A 15,269-nucleotide genomic window follows, 5' to 3' on the forward strand; every position below is an offset into this window, starting at 1 on the left:
CTGCGTCTTTGTGGCGAAAACATTTAGCTTGTCTGCAAAACGCCTTCATATACGACTTCACAAAACGTCAATGTAAAAAGCCAAAAAAGGGAACACGCCATGACGAACGTAATACTGGGAATGAAAACGTCTCTTTTGGTGGGCGCAATGCTCACAAACCTGCTCGGCGCAGGCACTGCACTTTCCGCCGACCAGAAGCCGGATTTCGTATCGGGCGGCGTCCTGAAAGTCTGCACCAGCGGAGAATTCCCGCCGATGGAATATTATGAAAATCCGGGCGATAAGGATCTCGTCGGCTTCGAGATCGATGTCGTCGACGCGATCGCCAAGGCTTGGGGCGCGAAGGCGGAATATGTCGTCGGCGACTTCAAGGGCTTGCTGCCGTCGCTCGATTCCAAGCGCTGCGACCTGGTCGCCAGCGGCATCCTGATCACGCCGCCCCGCCTCGAAAAATACGACGGCATTCCGTATTTCGGGTCGCACATAGTGATGGTCACCTCCTCGAGCGACGCGGAGACGAAAGTGCCTGCCGATGTCAGCGGCAAGGTGATGGCGATCGAAGCCGGCACCTCCTACGAAAAGATGATTGCCGATCTCAATGCCGAGCTGGTAGCTGCCGGCAAAGAGCCGATCCAGGCACAGACATATCCCTCCGCCTCGGGCGTGATCGAGCAGATCCTCGTCGGCCGCGCCACCGCGACGATCACGCAGGATACGACGGCCGCTTATCGCATGCTTCAGGTGCCGGGCCGGCTTGGCATTCCCTTTACCTACGAGCAAAGCGAAAGCTACGGCATCTACCTGCGCAAGAGCGATGGCGACCGACAGATGCTGAAGGACGCGATCGAGGCCCTGCAGGCGAGCGGCGAGATGAAAACGCTGCTCCAGAAATGGAAGCTGCCGGAAACCGCGACCGACGTTTCCCACGACGTCAACTGACGATAGGCGGTCTAAGTTGTTCCAGCTCGACCTCTTCCTCCAGGCGATCTTCAGTGCCCCCCTTTTCAAGGGGGCACTCCTGACGATCGGTCTGTCGCTTTGCGTCATGGCCGTGTCCCTCGTGCTCGGCATGGGGCTCGGTTCCATGGCGGGCTCGCCGCGGCGCTCTGTCCGGTGGCTGGTGACGCTCTATGTCTGGCTGTTCCGCGGCGCACCCGCACTGCTCGTGCTGCTCTTCGTGTGGAATGGCCTGCCGCAGATCACCGAAATCTTTCGCGCCGGTTGGTTCACGCCCTTCGTCGCGGCCTTCCTGGCGTTGTCACTGATTCAGATCGCCTATCTGGCGGAAATCCTGCGCAGCGCCTTTGCCGCCGTGGGGCGTGGGCAGCAGGAGGGGGCGGCCGCGCTCGGCATGCACCGCTGGCAAATTTTTCTGGTCATCACCCTGCCGCAGGCGCTCAGGATCGCGGTTCCTTCGTTGATGAACGAGTTCATCTCGCTATTGAAAACCACGTCGCTGGCGACCGTGATCTCGCTGAAGGAACTGATGACCGTCTCGCAGTTCGCGATCGCCACCAGCTTCCGGTTCCTCGAGTGGTATGGCGCAGCCCTCGTCTACTACCTCGTCATCGTCTCGGTGCTTACGCTCGCCCAGAATCGCATCGAATATGTGCTTTCGCGCGGCTATCGCTGATCGCCGCAAACCCACGGGTCGGATATGAACACGCAAACCGCAATTCAAGTTGCCGGCGTCAGTAAATGGTACGGCGCCTTCCAGGTCCTCAAGGGCATCGATCTTACCGTGCGCAAGGGTGAGCGCATCGTCATCTGCGGGCCGTCCGGATCTGGCAAGTCGACGCTGATCCGCTGCATGAACCGTCTGGAAGTGCACCAGGAAGGTTCGATCGTCGTCAACGGCATCGAACTCACCAACCAGCTCAAGCGCATTGATCGCGTTCGAAGCGACGTTGGCATGGTCTTCCAGCACTTCAACCTCTTCCCGCATCTGACAGTTCTGGAGAACTGCACGGTCGCCCAGCGCTGGGTGCGCAGGCTGCCGAAAAAGCAGGCGACCGAGATCGCCATGAAATACCTGGAACGGGTGCACATTCCGGAAAAGGCCGATAAATATCCTGGCCAGCTTTCCGGCGGCCAGCAGCAGCGCGTCGCTATCGCGCGCGCCCTTTGCATGAACCCCAGCATCATGCTGTTCGACGAGCCCACGTCGGCGCTTGATCCTGAAATGGTCAAAGAGGTCCTGGACACGATGATTTCGCTCGCCGCCGATGGCATAACGATGGTCTGCGTCACGCACGAGATGAATTTCGCGCGTGAGGTCGCCAGCGAAGTGGTTTTCATGGATGGCGGCCAGATCATTGAGCGCAACCAGCCTGATATCCTGTTTTCCGCGCCGACGCACGAGCGCACGAAGCGCTTCCTCGGCAAGCTGCTGCATTGAGCGAGGCTATCTTGAACAATACGGGTTGGTTTTCAAAGGAAGCGATCTCTGATCGGTTGACCCGGATCTGCGAGCCACATGTCCATAAATTCTTCCGGGCCAACATGTTTCACGTCGTCGGCAAGGATGCCGACCTCGTCATTGATTTCGGCATGGGCCTCGTCAACCTAAGAAGCGAGTTGCATATCCCTCCAGGCAAACCCGTGCTTGCAGTGGCGACCCACGTTCATGTCGATCATGTCGGCTCGTTCCACGAATTCGAGACCCGGCTGGGTCACCTGGCTGAGGCCGAGGCCTTCGAACTCATGCGGGATGCTGACACACTCGCCGACCATTTTCGCACCCAGCCGGGTGCCCTGACTGCGGCGGTGCCCACAGGCATCAAGCCGGACGCCTACAAAATCTCACCGGCAGCGCTCACCACGATCCTGGTGGAAAACGACGTCATCGACATCGGCGACGCGTGTTACACGGTTCTGCATCTTCCCGGCCATTCTCCAGGTTCCATTGGTCTGCTCGACCAGACGACGGGTGAGTTCTTTAGCGGGGACGCCATATACCAAGGTGGCCTTGTGGATGATTTGCCGGGATGCAACGTCGAAAGCTATAAAGGCACAATGAAGCGCTTGGCAGAGCTTGACGTCGAAGTCGTTCATGGCGGACACGGAACGAGGTTTGGTAAAGACCGGCTGCGCGAGATCGCCGTGAGCTACTTGCATTCGAAAGGATGCTGAAAAGCGGTCGGATGACCGCTTTCGCCACTTCAAGAGCGGCAGTCCGGAGACGGCCCAAACTAGACTTTCTCGACAGCCCAAATTTTTGGGAGGTTTATAAATTCCTCGCGAAGGGAAACTAGGCCGACGGTTCGGTTCCTTTCATGGGATGGCCCGCCCTTCCGAGAACATCGAGTATGATGTCTCGTCATTGAAAGAAGGAAAGAACAGCTCCAGCGTTGTCGGAGTTGATGACAAAGGTGCGGTGATTGTCCGCCGAACGATGAGACGCCAGACTCTCTGACTATGACCCCTTTGCCGGAGGTTTCGCGCGTTGTTGCGGCGAGAAATGAGACGTCTATTGCGTCCGGCTTATTCTCCGTTATTCATATACAAACTATCTCCCCATACGTGCAGAGCGACGATGTTTCACGAACCCGATAGTTCAGCGGAGTTAACCGATCTAGTCCACGGGAAAAACTCGAGCCGAGAATGCCATCCGCTCCCTGAGTGCGATATGGTTTCGAACTCTGACCGATAAAGAAATGGATCATCCGAGCTTTAGATCGTTTAACAGATTGCGGAAATAGCGCTAATTTTTCTACCGATCCTCGCTAGACGGTTCGAAGACGAGCGGGGATGAGGCTTTTTCAGCGGCCTTTTCGGTCCTTTTGTCGTCATCCGCCGTGTCTCGGCGGATTGCGGGCGCGATTATGCCGTCGTCAGCAGCTTTGGCAGCCTCACCAGATTATAAGCCGTCGCTGTCAGGGTGAACATCCAACCGACGCGATCCTTTCCGCGATGGCGGGTCTTGCGCATTCCGCCGCTGGTCTTGGCCCAGCCGAATACCTCTTCGATGCGTTTTCGGATGCGCTGACTGACAGCGTAGCCGGGGTGATGGGTGGTACGACCATCGATGGCTGAGCGTCGGTTCGCCGTGTTCTGAGCAACGTGTGGCGTCACCTTGATATCCCGCAAGGCGGCAACGAAGTCTGCCGTATCGTAGGCTTTGTCTGCAGCCAATGTGATGCGATGACGACCATCCATGCGGCCCACCATATCCAGTGCAGCCTCGCGCTCTGCGGTTCCTGTCGCATGGGTCAGCGTGGCGTCGACAACCAGCCCGTTGCGGTTTTCCAGGGTGACGTGGCCCATGTGGCAAAGCTTGGCCGCCTGCCCACGGGCCTTCTTGTAAAGCCTGGCATCCGGGTCGGTGGTCGACGCGTGAGTTGCGTTGCTGCGCTTCTCGCCGTGGAAATCCCGCTCAGGGTTGCGTGCCGTAGCCTTTGCGGGCTTGTTCGCGTCAGCGCCGGAGCCGTTGTTGTCATCACCGTCACCATCAGTCTCGTCCTTGGGCTTGAAGCTCTTCATGCTGGCCCAGGCTTCGATCAAGGTGCCGTCCACCGAGAAGTGCTCGTCTGACAAGAGAGCCTTAACTCGCGGCTGGCTCAGCAATGCGGCCAGGAACTTGGCGGCGATGTCGCCAGCCAGGAGCCGCTCACGGTTCTTGGTGAACACGGTGACGTCCCAGATCGGCGCGTCCATCGACAAGCCGACGAACTATCGGAACAACAGATTGTAGTCCATCTGCTCCATGAGCTGGCGCTCCGAGCGGATCGTGTAGAAAGCCTGCAACAACAGGGCGCGCAGAAGCTTCTCCGGCGGGATCGACGGGCGGCCGATCGCTGAATACATCGCCTCGAAATCAGGCGACAGAACTTCCAGTGCCTCGTCGACAATCGCGCGGATTGCCCGCAGCGGATGGCTTGTCGGAACGCGTGCTTCGCAGCTCACATAAGAAAACAGACCCGCCGTCTGGATATCACTGCCCCGCATGTCCTGCTCCTGCCGGCCAATCACTCGGGCATGGAATCACGCCAGTCCGCTCGCAGCAAGCGCCTTTTTCCGCATCCTGTTAAAAGTGAGTAATTTGGCGGGGATGAGGGAACCGACCATCAGCCACAAAAACCACCGCCTTTCCTATGGTGTGCGACGTAAAAGACCGACGCGGCGACTTACGTACCGGCTTCCAGATGCGCCCCTTCAAAGGTCCTAATCATCGCAAGAATTGCCGCCGCATCAGACATCAGGCAGGCAGCCGTCGCGAGCGCATCTGCCATGGCCGCCGATGGCGCCGAGATCGTAACGGACTGCCAGGTCGCCGGCGCGGGCATCCCGGTCGTGGGATCGAGGATATGGCCGTCCTTTCCAGCCTGGTCGAAGGTCGTGCCAAGGGGGGAGGACGTGGCGAGCGCGCGCTGGCGCAGCGCAACGCGCTTGCCGGTCTTCAGCCGCACCGGCCAGTCGCCGCCCTCCGGCTTGCCGCCGAGCGCGCGCAATTCGCCGGTGTCAATCAGGATGTCGGTCAGCCCTTCGGTTTCCAGCAACGCGGCGATCCGGTCGGCAACATAGCCCTGACCGATCCCGTTCAGCGTCAGCGCCATGCCGGGCCGCAGGGCAATCGCGGCCGCGTCGAGCTCAACCTTGCCACATCCGGTCTTGCTCAGCGCGTCTTCGATGGCGCGTGCGTCGGGCCGCCCGCCGCGGGGGGCGGATTCGGCCCAGAGCGCCCACAGCGGCTGCACGGTCGGATCGAACCGCCCACCGCTCGCTCGATGCATGGCACCGGCCAGCGAAAAGCATTCCAACAGCTCGAAGGGCGGCTCGGCGAGGTATCACTCGCGGTTCAGCCGCGAAAGCGCGCTCTGCGGGCGGTACAGGCTAAGAAGGTTTTCCAGCCGGTCGATCTCCCCCATGACGCGGGCGGCGATGGCCTCGGCATCGGGGTGGTCAAGGCGGATCGAGGCGCGCGCGCCCATAGCCTGCCCGGTCCAAAGGTGCGCGGTTCTCCCATTGGCCTGGGCGGCGACGGGCAGGGCGGCCAGAGCGGCGGAAATCGCGATCAGGCGGCGGCGGGTCATCATCAAGGTTCAATCTCCGGCGGGGTGGGAAAGAGTGTGCAAACGCGAGCGGTAATCCTCGTCGTTGGCGCCAGGGTCGGCGCCGGCCTCGACCGGCGCGAGAACCATGTCATCGGTCATATCGGCGAGCACCAGTACGTGGCCGCCTTCGGCAAGGGAGAAGGCCTCGGCGCGCTCCCGGCTGGAAAAGGACGGTTTCCGGTGCGCCCATGCCGCCCTGGCGGGCAGATCCGACGACGTAGAAGGCGTTACTGGCGAGGATCCAGTTGCCGTTCCCCGGCCGCTCCCAGGTGGCGCCGACCGCGCCCATACTGCACCGTCCGACGGCGATTCACAAAGGAAAAACCTTGCTAACCGGGCCGTTCCACATATGAGTCAGAGCCCCGTTACCAAGCCGATTGACAATGAATGAGGACGAACCGACCGTGTTCTGAAACCCGCAAATGCCCGCCATGTCTATAAGTCCCCGATTCGCAGTCCGAATGGCCGCTCAGAAGTGACGGACGCGTACACAGGCGCCCGTAGATCAAGACTTTCACTGCAGCAATTCTGAGAAGTAGGGCCAAAAATTGCTGCTATTATAAACAGTTGCCTTTTTAAACAGCGTGCTGCACCATGCGCTTGGCGCTATCGGGGGTAGAGAACGCATGGGACAGCTTACGACAGGTGAACGCGAGTTCGCATCGGTCATACTAGTGGTTCTGATGATCCTCGGCATCGCGATGGCGGTCGCCGGCCGGTTTGATCCGATGGGCGTCCACGGCGGCATGGTCTTCCTGTATTCAGGAGGGTTGTTCTGGTGGATACTGACCTCCTTCTTCGGCAAGGAGCCGGATGCGGTTCGGTTCTCCAGCTATTATGACGATCCCATCAAGGTCGGCGTTGCCCTCACTTTGTTCTGGGCCGTTTTCGGGATGTTCTTCGGGGTCTGGGCAGCAGCTCAGCTTGCTTGGCCGAGCCTCAACTTCGACACCGCCTGGTCGAGCTTCGGCCGTATACGTCCGGTCCACACGACGGGGGTTATTTTCGGCTTCGGCGGCAACGCGCTGATCGCCACCTCCTTCCATGTTGTACAACGGACGTCGCGCGCCAGACTTGCCGATCAGTTGTCGCCTTGGTTCGTCGTTTTCGGCTACAATCTCTTTTGTCTGATCGCGGTCAGCGGCTACTTCATGGGTGTTACCCAATCGAAGGAATACGCCGAAGCGGAATGGTACGCCGACATCTGGCTCGTTGTCGTTTGGGTTGCCTATTTTGTGCTCTTTGTTCGCACGCTGGCACGGCGCAAGGAACCTCACATCTACGTCGCCAACTGGTACTATCTCGCTTTTATCATCGTCGTCGCCATCCTTCACATCGTCAACAATCTCGCAGTGCCCGCCTCCTTCGGACATGCAAAGAGCTACACGGTATGGTCAGGGGTCCAGGATGCGATGGTACAGTGGTGGTACGGGCACAATGCGGTGGCGTTCTTCCTGACGGCAGGCTTTCTGGGGATGCTATATTACTACCTCCCAATCCGCGCCCAGCGTCCGATCTTCTCCTATCGGCTGTCCATCCTCAGCTTCTGGGGCATCACCTTTTTCTACATGTGGGCAGGTTCCCACCATCTCCATTACACCGCGCTACCCCTTTGGGTGCAGAACCTCGGAATGACCTTCTCGGTGATGCTGCTCGTTCCGTCCTGGGCATCGGCCGGAAACGCCTTGCTGACCTTGAACGGGGCCTGGCACCGGGTTCGCGACGACGCCACGCTCCGCTTCATCATGATGGCGGCGTTCTTCTACGGGCTGTCGACATTCGAAGGCTCCTTCATGGCGATCCGAGCGGTCAACTCACTGTCCCACTATACCGACTGGACAGTGGGGCACGTCCACGCTGGTGCGCTCGGCTGGGTCGCCATGATTACCTTCGGATCGTTCTACACGCTCGTTCCATCGATCTGGAAACGCGAGCGGATGTATTCTTCGACGCTTGTCGAAGTGCACTTCTGGTTGGCTCTCATCGGCACACTGATCTACGTCTTCGCCATGTGGAACTCCGGGATTATCCAGGGCCTGATGTGGCGCACGTATTCGCCCGACAACACCCTCGTCTACTCCTTCGTCGACAGCCTGCTGGCAATGTATCCCTACTACATCGCCCGCGCCTTCGGAGGGCTGCTATTTCTCCTCGGCGCAATCGTGGCCAGCTACAACATCTGGATGACCGTCCGGACGGTTCCCGCCACCGTAACTGCAACCTCCGACGCTCCGTTGCCCTCGGGCATCTACGGTGCGGCACCTTCTCCGGCGGAGTGAGATAATGGGTGAGCGTCTGCACGGAAAACTGGAACGCACCGCAGTCGGTTTCATGCTGGCTATCGTCGTGGCCGGGAGCGTTGGCGGCATCGTTGAAATCGCCCCGCTCTTCACCATCCACGAGACGGTTGAAGATGCGCCCGACATGAGGCTCTACACCCCTCTCGAAACGGCGGGCCGCGACATCTACGTCCGGGAAGGCTGTTATGCGTGCCATAGCCAGATGATCAGGACGTTGCGTGACGAGGTGGAGCGATACGGCCCATATTCGCTTGCAGTTGAATCCAAGTACGACCATCCAATGTTGTGGGGGTCGAAGCGCACGGGTCCCGATCTGGCGCGCATCGGCGGCAAGTACTCCGACCTCTGGCACGTGGCCCATCTGATCAATCCTCGTGATGTCGTTCCCGAATCCAACATGCCGTCCTACCGCTGGCTGGCGACGACCCAGCTCGAGCTGTCCGATCTTGGCGGCCATCTCGCGGCGTTGAGAGCTGTCGGGGTTCCATACACGGACGAGATGATCGCCAGTGCGGCCGCGGACGCATACGGCCAGTCCAATCCGGACAGCGACCAGTCCTCCGGCGTCACGGAACGCTATGGCGACGCGACGGAGGTATCGGCGTTCGACGGCGTCAAGAACACCGTCACCGAAATGGACGCCCTGGTCGCTTATCTCCAGGTCGTGGGCCGTCTGACGAAAGCGGCCTACGAAAACACCGCGGCACCCGAGCAGATGCCGGACCCCAACAACTGAGCGCGAAGGGGATTGAAATGGACTTGACCCACGAGACCATGTTGGAACTCTCCAAGGTGTGGGGACTGCTGTATCTCATCCTGTTTTCGATCGGTGTGGTCGTCTACACGTTCTGGCCCTCCAACCGGACGCGCTTCAACCGGGCGGAAACGGAGATATTCGACAAGGACGACACCCCATGGCGATAGAGGAAACCGAAACCGACCAGGTCACCGGCCGCCGGACGACGGGACACATCTGGAACGGCATCAAGGAACTGGACACGCCGATCCCGCGCGGCATCCTCATATTCCTCATCGTCACCCATCTGTTTGCCGCCCTTTGGTGGGTACTTCATCCTGCCTGGCCGCTCGGAACGACCTATACCAAAGGCCTGATCGGCGGCGACCAGAAACAGACGGTGGAGCGCAAGATCGTCGAAGCAGTCGCCTCCCGCGTTCCGTGGACCGAACGGATCGAGAAGGACTCTTTTGATCAGATCAGAGCCGATGGTGAGTTGATGGCGAAGGTCAACTCGAGCGGCCACCAGTTGTTCGGAGACAACTGTGCTGCCTGTCATGGCCGGGACGCAAAAGGCGGAAAGAACTATCCCGATCTGACCGACGACGACTGGCTCTGGGGCGGCGAACCGGAACGGATCGTCGAGACGATGACGGTGGGCGTCAATTCCCGGCACTCGAACAGCCGGGTCTCGCAGATGCCTGCGTTTGGAGCGGACGAGATGCTCGACCGAAAACAGGTGACCGATGTCGCGGCCTATGTTTACTCCCTGAGCAGCCAGGAGGCTTTAGACGGCGAAGGCCTCGGCGATATTGATGCTGGTCATCAGGTCTTCCTGGCAAGCTGCGCTTCCTGTCACGGTGAAAATGCCAAGGGCAAGGCCGACCTCGGCGCACCCAACCTGACGGACGGCCGCTGGATTTACGGTGGAACCATGAGCCGGATTATCGAAACGGTACATGGCGGTCGGCAGGGCCACATGCCCACCTGGGACGAACGCCTGACGCCCGCGGAAATCAAAATCGTCGCGCTTTATGTCAGCGGACTGGGCAGGCAGCAGCCATGATCTCGGCAAGCAGGCCGTCGGCGAGAACCGTCATATGGCTGTTGGTCGGTCTGGTCAGCGTGACCTTCGTCGGTGCCAACGCGCATCTCGTCTACGTCGCGATCGCAAGCCAGCCGGCCTGCGTCGAACATATCAAGGAAAAGGGCCAGCAGCCCATGGAGTTCAGGGCCGCCGCGGCCGCTTGCTGAACGAAGGAGATGGATCAGATGCCGCAGGATGACAACTCCGCCCGTTATCTGAGCGAGGTATCCGGGATCGAGGAGACGATGAACCCGAAGCGGCAGCGGCATCTACCCGTCACCGCTCCTTTCGACTGGCTCCGTCTAGGCTGGCGTGACGTGCTCACCCAACCATTTTCAAGCCTGGTCTATGGCTTCGTCGTCTTCGTCCTCGCCTCGTCCGCTATAGTGACCCTGTACCGATCCGGCCTCGACTACCTGATCTTTCCCGTGATGGCGGGATTGCTGATCGTCGCGCCGTTCTTTGCCGCCGGGCTCTATGCCAAAAGTCGGACCGTGGCAGAGGGCGGGCGCATCACGCTTCATGACATGATTGGCGTGCGCCCGCTCGCGGGAAAGCAGGTGTTCTTTACGGGGATGGTGCTCTGCATGCTGATGCTGGTCTGGATGCGGGCTGCGGTGATCATTTACGCGCTATTCTTCGGCGTGAACCCGTTTCCAGGTCTCGACGGCATAGTCAGCCTGTTGCTGACCACGCCTGAGGGATGGGGCATGCTCGTCGTGGGCTTTGCAGTGGGAGCACTGTTCGCAGGATTCGCCTTCGCCATCGGTGTCTTCTCGATACCGATGCTCCTCGACCAACGGGTGGACGCGTTCACGGCGATGGGCGTCAGTACCGCGATGGTCTGGAACAATCTGCGGCCGACGCTCGTCTGGGGAGCGATCGTCATGGTCCTGTTCGTCGCCAGCGTGTTGACGGGATTTGTCGGCCTGATCGTCGTCTTTCCACTGCTCGGGCACGCCACCTGGCATGCCTACACGGCGGTGAGGTAGCGGCTGATGACCTGCTGCGCGCCCACGGACCTGACGCACGGCCACGACCCCAGACAGCGGAGCCCGGGGATCGACGAGGTCATGCTCGGCAGCCGCGACCTCGGCAATGGTCTCCGTCAGGTCGCGTTGTCGGTTCCCGACATGCGGTGCGGCGCGTGCATGATCCAGTTGGAGACGACCCTCGGCAGATTGCCTGACGTTCGCTCCGTGCGCGCCAACCTGACGACCAAGCGGGTGACCATCAACTGGCAGGCGGACAACGGCAATCCGCCGGACTTCGCCGCGTCGATCGGAGCGATCGGATATACGGCCGTCTTGCCGACGGACGCTGTCGACCAACCCGGAGAGGAGATGTCCGGACTGTTGCGTGCCCTGGCGGTCGCGGGCTTTTGCTCGATGAACATCATGATTCTGTCCGTCTCCGTCTGGTCGGGCGCAGACCCGTCGACGCGACAAGCGCTTCACATGATGTCCGCCGCGCTCGCGCTGCCTGCCGTGATTTACTCGGGCGCAACATTCTACCGCTCGGCTTGGAGGGCGCTCGCACACGGCCGGGTCAACATGGATGTCCCGATCAGCATCGGCGTCCTGCTCTCGTTCGGTCTGAGCCTATACGACACGTTCATCGAGGGGCGGCAGGCCTACTTCGAGGCCAGCACATCGCTCCTGTTCGTCCTGCTTGTCGGCCGCACGCTCGATGAGATGATGCGCAAGCGGGCGCGATCGGCGGCGGCGTCCCTTGCCGATATGATGCCAAAGGGCGCAAATATCGTACGGGAAGATGGCCGGATTGACTATGTTCCGCTGAACGAGATCCGCCCCGGCACACGCACTCTGATTGCAGCCGGCGACAGAGTTCCGGCCGATGGGACCATCCTTTCCGGCATCTCTGAACTGGACCGGTCCATGCTCACCGGAGAAAGCCGCTGGGAGCGTGTCGCACCCGGCGCACAGGTCCGCGCCGGGGATTTGAACATCGGCCGTCCGCTGATGGTCGAGGCCACGGTCGCCCCGGAGGATTCCACGCTCGCCGAGTTGCACCGGATGCTGGAAGCCGTCGAGGACGGCCGCTCCGAATATCGGATGCTGATCGACAGGGCCGCACGCCTTTACGCCCCTGTCGTCCACGGACTGTCGGTGCTTGCGTTTCTCGCATGGTTCGCGTTCACACGGGACGTCCACCTGTCCCTGACGATTGCGATCTCGGTATTGATCATCGCCTGCCCCTGCGCGCTTGGACTGGCTGTTCCCATGGTGCAGGTCGTCGCGGCCCGCAGGCTGTTCAGGCACGGCGTCGTAGCACGGGACGGGTCGGCGTTGGAACGTCTGGCGGAAATCGACACCGTCGTGTTCGACAAGACCGGGACGCTGACGCAGTACGATCCAGTGCTGGCGACGGTAACGTCGAAAGGACCGTTGGAGTTGTCGCTCGCGGTGTCGTTGGCGAGGTTCTCGAACCATCCGATGTCAAAGGCGATCGTCGACAACGCGTCGCGTGGCAACGGGGAGATCCTGTCACTCGAGGATATCCGGGAGGTGCCCGGACATGGTCTCGAAGCATCCTTCCGCGGTGAGCGCTACCTGCTTGGCCGGGCCGCGTGGGCAACGGGCGGAGACACGCCTGCTCCAACCGCACCCTCCACGGTCGTACTCACCAAAGGCGGCGAGGTGCTGGCTTCCTTCCTCTTTGGAGAACGGGTCCGGGCCGGGTCGGCAAAGGCAGTGCGGTTCCTCAAGGATCGCGGTGTTGCCGTCCAGATGCTGACAGGCGATGTCCCGGAGGCAGCCAATGCCGTGGCGCGTGAGCTCGGGATCGACGACGTGAAGGCAACTGCGCTTCCCAAGGACAAGGCCGGGATCATCGAAGCGCTGCGGGATCGCGGACGCAAGGTGATGATGATTGGTGACGGGATAAACGACGCTGTCGCGCTGAAAACCGCGCATGTCTCAATGGCCCCGGCATCCGGCAGCGACATTGGCTGTAGCGCCGCCGATTTCATTCTGCTCAACAGCGACATGGATGGAATAAGAATCGCGCTGACGACGGCCGGGCGTGCCGCCGCGCTGATCCGCCAGAACGTCGCTCTCGCCATCGTCTACAACGTGGTCAGCATACCCCTTGCGCTATCAGGCTATGCGAGCCCCCTCATCGCAGCGGTGGCAATGTCAACGTCGTCTGTCCTGGTCGTCGCCAACGCGGTAAGGCTCGATATGGATGCGGATGTGCTATCTTGGCGGCGAAGGCCGACAGCCAGCCTGGCGGGAGCGGCCCAATGAGCACATTGTCGTTTTTGATACCCATAGCCGTACTAATGGGGATGGCGGGACTAGGCGCTTTTCTATGGTCGCTTCGCAACGGCCAGTACGAGGACATGGACGGTGCGGCGGAGCGCATACTCTACGAACACGACGATAAGCCGCTGGGCGGCGACCCGCACTGAAGGAGGTCCGAATGGACGACGTTGAGAGCCAGTCTCCGATACCAGAACATGACGCCAGTCCGTCCTCACAAAGCCGTACTCTCGATCCCTCGGAGTCCGTGACGGGGGTCGGACTTGCCTTCGGTATCGTGGGAGCCATAATAGGTGTCGTTGCGACATTGATCATCGCTGATGCGTCCAGAGTTGTCGAATGGGTAACTTGCAGCCTGATCGGAGCTTTGGCGGGAGGGTCCGCGGGTGTAGTCGTCGGCGGGCTGGTCGGAGCGATCTTTGGGGTACTTAGGGGAGTGACGGTTCCTGCCGTTCGTGATCCCAACCGGTAGAGGAACCGCTTCGCTGTTTCCGATTGCTGCTCTCGCAACGTATCAGCTTCGATAGAGGATGATTGTGCAAAGTTTGAGCCCACTTTTGACGGCGGGACGACAGTTGCACCCGGCAGAAGCAGGAGGAAAAAACGATGGAAGAGACAGGCTATTGGCTCTCCATGGATAAGGCACCGAAAGACGGTAGCCGGATCTTGGTAACGATCCGCCCGTCCGAACAGGGGCCGGTGTTGCGCGCCAGCATGGCGGGGGTGCGATTTTACGCCCACATCGGCCCGTCGCCTCGATGAGAAGCATGTCGACGCCTCCGCTTCCTGTGCGCTTCCGACCTATCATCCCGATCCAAGTCTTGACCCCGCGTGCATGGTGTCACCTTACCCTCATAAGACGTGGCGGTTCAGGACTCGGTATGAAGATGCTTCCCTTCCCATATAAGATTTGCCACATGGGAGCGACCGATGGCGAAAATGCTTTTCTGCGTAAATGCCAACCGATACGTAGGAGGTCCCTTGACTGGCGGTCTGGCCTATCCGATCAGTTAAACCCAAGAACTAAGCGCGGGACCTGATGCCTTTTTATCTTGTGACCCACACCAGCCTTATCGAAGCTGACAACGAGACGCATGCCGCTGAAAAGGCAGTTGATCTTATCAGAGGCGATGCACCGCTAATGTTTAGCATCAAATCCGACGAGGAAACCATCAAGCGCATTACCGTAGCTGGGAAACCGGCCGATACAGACACGCATTCCGTAGAAGACTGTGGCAGCTTTTCAGAACCGGCACTTCAACCTTCTTCCGATATTCCAGAAAAGGCCGAAAATGCTTCTGGAGAAGTAAGGCGGCCGATCCGAAAAAACGGCCCCCTGTTGCAGTTAAGCCTGACGATAGGAGTGGTGGTCCTCCTGGTGGTTGTGTTTTTCACAGCTTGACCGCAACAGACGTTGGGGGCGAACTCGACGTCAGGAAAGGGAGCACGAGGAATTGTATGAAATGGCGGCGTAACCAGTCATAGAGCGCACCGACGAACGCCGTGGCGGCCGAACCATTTGATCACAGCGCGTTCCCAGATCGACGGGTCACCGCAAAAAGCCGTCGCGGCCGAACTCCTCCCACCCGGCCAATGTCGAGCTTGGCTCGTTTGAGGTCGAAAGTGATATCGGCTCAGCATTCGAACGCTTTCAACGATCGGGTCAGCTTTGCCTTGAAGGCTGCCCGCCGTCGGTTCTCGCCTTCCTTGGGAGGGATAGGAAAGCGTCATTGCGGAAAAGGCTCCCATAGGTGACAACCGGGAGCGTTTTCTGTTTTTGATACTACGCCCCGGCCGCGCTCCCTCCTA

At 60.1% G+C, this 15,269-nt stretch carries 17 protein-coding genes and 1 pseudogene; 14 read left to right on the forward strand and 4 right to left on the reverse strand.

Going from position 1 to position 15,269, the window contains the following annotated elements; all coding sequences use genetic code 11:
* Nucleotides 1-99: 99 nt before the first annotated feature.
* From QO002_RS29365 to QO002_RS29380, 4 genes are read left to right on the forward strand one after another with little or no spacing between them, the layout of a single operon-like run.
* Nucleotides 100-939 carry a transporter substrate-binding domain-containing protein gene (locus QO002_RS29365; protein WP_307236788.1) on the forward strand — a complete coding sequence of 280 codons (840 nt, stop codon included), beginning with the start codon at nucleotides 100-102 and terminating at the stop codon, nucleotides 937-939.
* Nucleotides 940-955: 16 nt separating this feature from the next.
* A complete protein-coding gene (locus QO002_RS29370) occupies nucleotides 956-1,633 on the forward strand; it encodes an amino acid ABC transporter permease (protein WP_307236791.1) in 678 nt (225 codons plus the stop codon).
* A gap of 24 nt (nucleotides 1,634-1,657) precedes the next feature.
* The gene (locus QO002_RS29375; RefSeq protein ID WP_307236794.1) at nucleotides 1,658-2,398 is read left to right on the forward strand and encodes an amino acid ABC transporter ATP-binding protein; all 741 of its coding nucleotides are present in this window, start codon (nucleotides 1,658-1,660) and stop codon (nucleotides 2,396-2,398) included.
* Between the two features lie 11 nt (nucleotides 2,399-2,409).
* Nucleotides 2,410-3,132 carry an MBL fold metallo-hydrolase gene (locus tag QO002_RS29380; RefSeq protein ID WP_307236797.1) on the forward strand — a complete coding sequence of 241 codons (723 nt, stop codon included), beginning with the start codon at nucleotides 2,410-2,412 and terminating at the stop codon, nucleotides 3,130-3,132.
* A gap of 690 nt (nucleotides 3,133-3,822) precedes the next feature.
* On the opposite strand, the pseudogene QO002_RS29385 reads toward QO002_RS29380, so the two are convergent.
* The 4 genes and pseudogenes from QO002_RS29385 to QO002_RS31075 form a co-directional block, all read right to left on the reverse strand.
* Nucleotides 3,823-4,947: pseudogene (locus tag QO002_RS29385) on the reverse strand (IS5 family transposase).
* A gap of 179 nt (nucleotides 4,948-5,126) precedes the next feature.
* On the reverse strand, nucleotides 5,127-5,759 hold the full coding sequence (locus QO002_RS29390) for an FAD:protein FMN transferase (protein WP_307236801.1): 633 nt from the start codon (nucleotides 5,757-5,759) through the stop codon (nucleotides 5,127-5,129).
* A gap of 27 nt (nucleotides 5,760-5,786) precedes the next feature.
* Nucleotides 5,787-6,038 carry a hypothetical protein gene (locus QO002_RS29395; RefSeq protein ID WP_307236804.1) on the reverse strand — a complete coding sequence of 84 codons (252 nt, stop codon included), beginning with the start codon at nucleotides 6,036-6,038 and terminating at the stop codon, nucleotides 5,787-5,789.
* Between the two features lie 103 nt (nucleotides 6,039-6,141).
* Nucleotides 6,142-6,342: a nitrous oxide reductase accessory protein NosL gene (locus QO002_RS31075; RefSeq protein WP_370878626.1), complete on the reverse strand. Its 201-nt coding sequence runs from the start codon at nucleotides 6,340-6,342 to the stop codon at nucleotides 6,142-6,144.
* Nucleotides 6,343-6,679: 337 nt separating this feature from the next.
* Between QO002_RS31075 and ccoN the strand changes: the two genes are divergently transcribed.
* The 10 genes from ccoN to QO002_RS29445 all read left to right on the forward strand — a co-directional run bounded on the left by ccoN (nucleotide 6,680) and on the right by QO002_RS29445 (nucleotide 14,862).
* Nucleotides 6,680-8,332: a cytochrome-c oxidase, cbb3-type subunit I gene (gene ccoN / locus QO002_RS29400; protein WP_307236806.1), complete on the forward strand. Its 1,653-nt coding sequence runs from the start codon at nucleotides 6,680-6,682 to the stop codon at nucleotides 8,330-8,332.
* Nucleotides 8,333-8,336: 4 nt separating this feature from the next.
* Complete coding sequence (gene ccoO / locus QO002_RS29405; RefSeq protein ID WP_307236810.1) at nucleotides 8,337-9,089, forward strand: cytochrome-c oxidase, cbb3-type subunit II; 753 nt, start codon at nucleotides 8,337-8,339, stop codon at nucleotides 9,087-9,089.
* 17 nt (nucleotides 9,090-9,106) lie between these two features.
* Nucleotides 9,107-9,277, forward strand: coding sequence for a cbb3-type cytochrome c oxidase subunit 3 (locus tag QO002_RS29410; RefSeq protein ID WP_307236813.1), 171 nt, complete (start codon nucleotides 9,107-9,109; stop codon nucleotides 9,275-9,277).
* Nucleotides 9,268-10,155, forward strand: coding sequence for a cytochrome-c oxidase, cbb3-type subunit III (ccoP, locus tag QO002_RS29415; RefSeq protein WP_307236816.1), 888 nt, complete (start codon nucleotides 9,268-9,270; stop codon nucleotides 10,153-10,155). The genes QO002_RS29410 and ccoP overlap by 10 nt, the downstream gene beginning before the upstream one ends.
* Complete coding sequence (locus QO002_RS29420) at nucleotides 10,152-10,343, forward strand: hypothetical protein (protein WP_307236819.1); 192 nt, start codon at nucleotides 10,152-10,154, stop codon at nucleotides 10,341-10,343. The genes ccoP and QO002_RS29420 overlap by 4 nt, the downstream gene beginning before the upstream one ends.
* Before the next feature lie 18 nt (nucleotides 10,344-10,361).
* Entirely contained in the window at nucleotides 10,362-11,168 is an 807-nt protein-coding gene (locus tag QO002_RS29425) for a DUF2189 domain-containing protein (RefSeq protein WP_307236821.1), read from the forward strand.
* A gap of 6 nt (nucleotides 11,169-11,174) precedes the next feature.
* On the forward strand, nucleotides 11,175-13,445 hold the full coding sequence (locus tag QO002_RS29430) for a heavy metal translocating P-type ATPase (RefSeq protein WP_307236824.1): 2,271 nt from the start codon (nucleotides 11,175-11,177) through the stop codon (nucleotides 13,443-13,445).
* Nucleotides 13,442-13,609: a cbb3-type cytochrome oxidase assembly protein CcoS gene (gene ccoS / locus QO002_RS29435; RefSeq protein ID WP_307236827.1), complete on the forward strand. Its 168-nt coding sequence runs from the start codon at nucleotides 13,442-13,444 to the stop codon at nucleotides 13,607-13,609. The genes QO002_RS29430 and ccoS overlap by 4 nt, the downstream gene beginning before the upstream one ends.
* Nucleotides 13,610-14,066: 457 nt before the next feature.
* Nucleotides 14,067-14,222 (forward strand): hypothetical protein, encoded by a 156-nt coding sequence (locus QO002_RS29440; protein ID WP_307236947.1) that lies wholly within the window; start codon nucleotides 14,067-14,069, stop codon nucleotides 14,220-14,222.
* 277 nt (nucleotides 14,223-14,499) lie between these two features.
* Nucleotides 14,500-14,862: a hypothetical protein gene (locus tag QO002_RS29445; protein ID WP_307236832.1), complete on the forward strand. Its 363-nt coding sequence runs from the start codon at nucleotides 14,500-14,502 to the stop codon at nucleotides 14,860-14,862.
* Nucleotides 14,863-15,269: the final 407 nt, after the last annotated feature.

The sequence above is a fragment of the Pararhizobium capsulatum DSM 1112 genome, assembly GCF_030814475.1.
GTDB lineage: Bacteria > Pseudomonadota > Alphaproteobacteria > Rhizobiales > Rhizobiaceae > Pararhizobium > Pararhizobium capsulatum.

Excerpts from the sequence above, each read along its gene's own strand:
- QO002_RS29365 (WP_307236788.1), top strand. The coding sequence starts at position 100 with ATGACGAACGTAATACTGGGAATGAAAACGTCTCTTTTGGTGGGCGCA.
- QO002_RS29375 (WP_307236794.1), top strand. The coding sequence starts at position 1,658 with ATGAACACGCAAACCGCAATTCAAGTTGCCGGCGTCAGTAAATGGTAC.
- QO002_RS31075 (WP_370878626.1), bottom strand. The coding sequence starts at position 6,342 with ATGGGCGCGGTCGGCGCCACCTGGGAGCGGCCGGGGAACGGCAACTGG.
- ccoN (WP_307236806.1), top strand. The coding sequence starts at position 6,680 with ATGGGACAGCTTACGACAGGTGAACGCGAGTTCGCATCGGTCATACTA.
- ccoO (WP_307236810.1), top strand. The coding sequence starts at position 8,337 with ATGGGTGAGCGTCTGCACGGAAAACTGGAACGCACCGCAGTCGGTTTC.
- QO002_RS29410 (WP_307236813.1), top strand. The coding sequence starts at position 9,107 with ATGGACTTGACCCACGAGACCATGTTGGAACTCTCCAAGGTGTGGGGA.
- ccoP (WP_307236816.1), top strand. The coding sequence starts at position 9,268 with ATGGCGATAGAGGAAACCGAAACCGACCAGGTCACCGGCCGCCGGACG.
- QO002_RS29420 (WP_307236819.1), top strand. The coding sequence starts at position 10,152 with ATGATCTCGGCAAGCAGGCCGTCGGCGAGAACCGTCATATGGCTGTTG.
- QO002_RS29425 (WP_307236821.1), top strand. The coding sequence starts at position 10,362 with ATGCCGCAGGATGACAACTCCGCCCGTTATCTGAGCGAGGTATCCGGG.
- QO002_RS29430 (WP_307236824.1), top strand. The coding sequence starts at position 11,175 with ATGACCTGCTGCGCGCCCACGGACCTGACGCACGGCCACGACCCCAGA.
- ccoS (WP_307236827.1), top strand. The coding sequence starts at position 13,442 with ATGAGCACATTGTCGTTTTTGATACCCATAGCCGTACTAATGGGGATG.
- QO002_RS29440 (WP_307236947.1), top strand. The coding sequence starts at position 14,067 with ATGGAAGAGACAGGCTATTGGCTCTCCATGGATAAGGCACCGAAAGAC.
- QO002_RS29445 (WP_307236832.1), top strand. The coding sequence starts at position 14,500 with ATGCCTTTTTATCTTGTGACCCACACCAGCCTTATCGAAGCTGACAAC.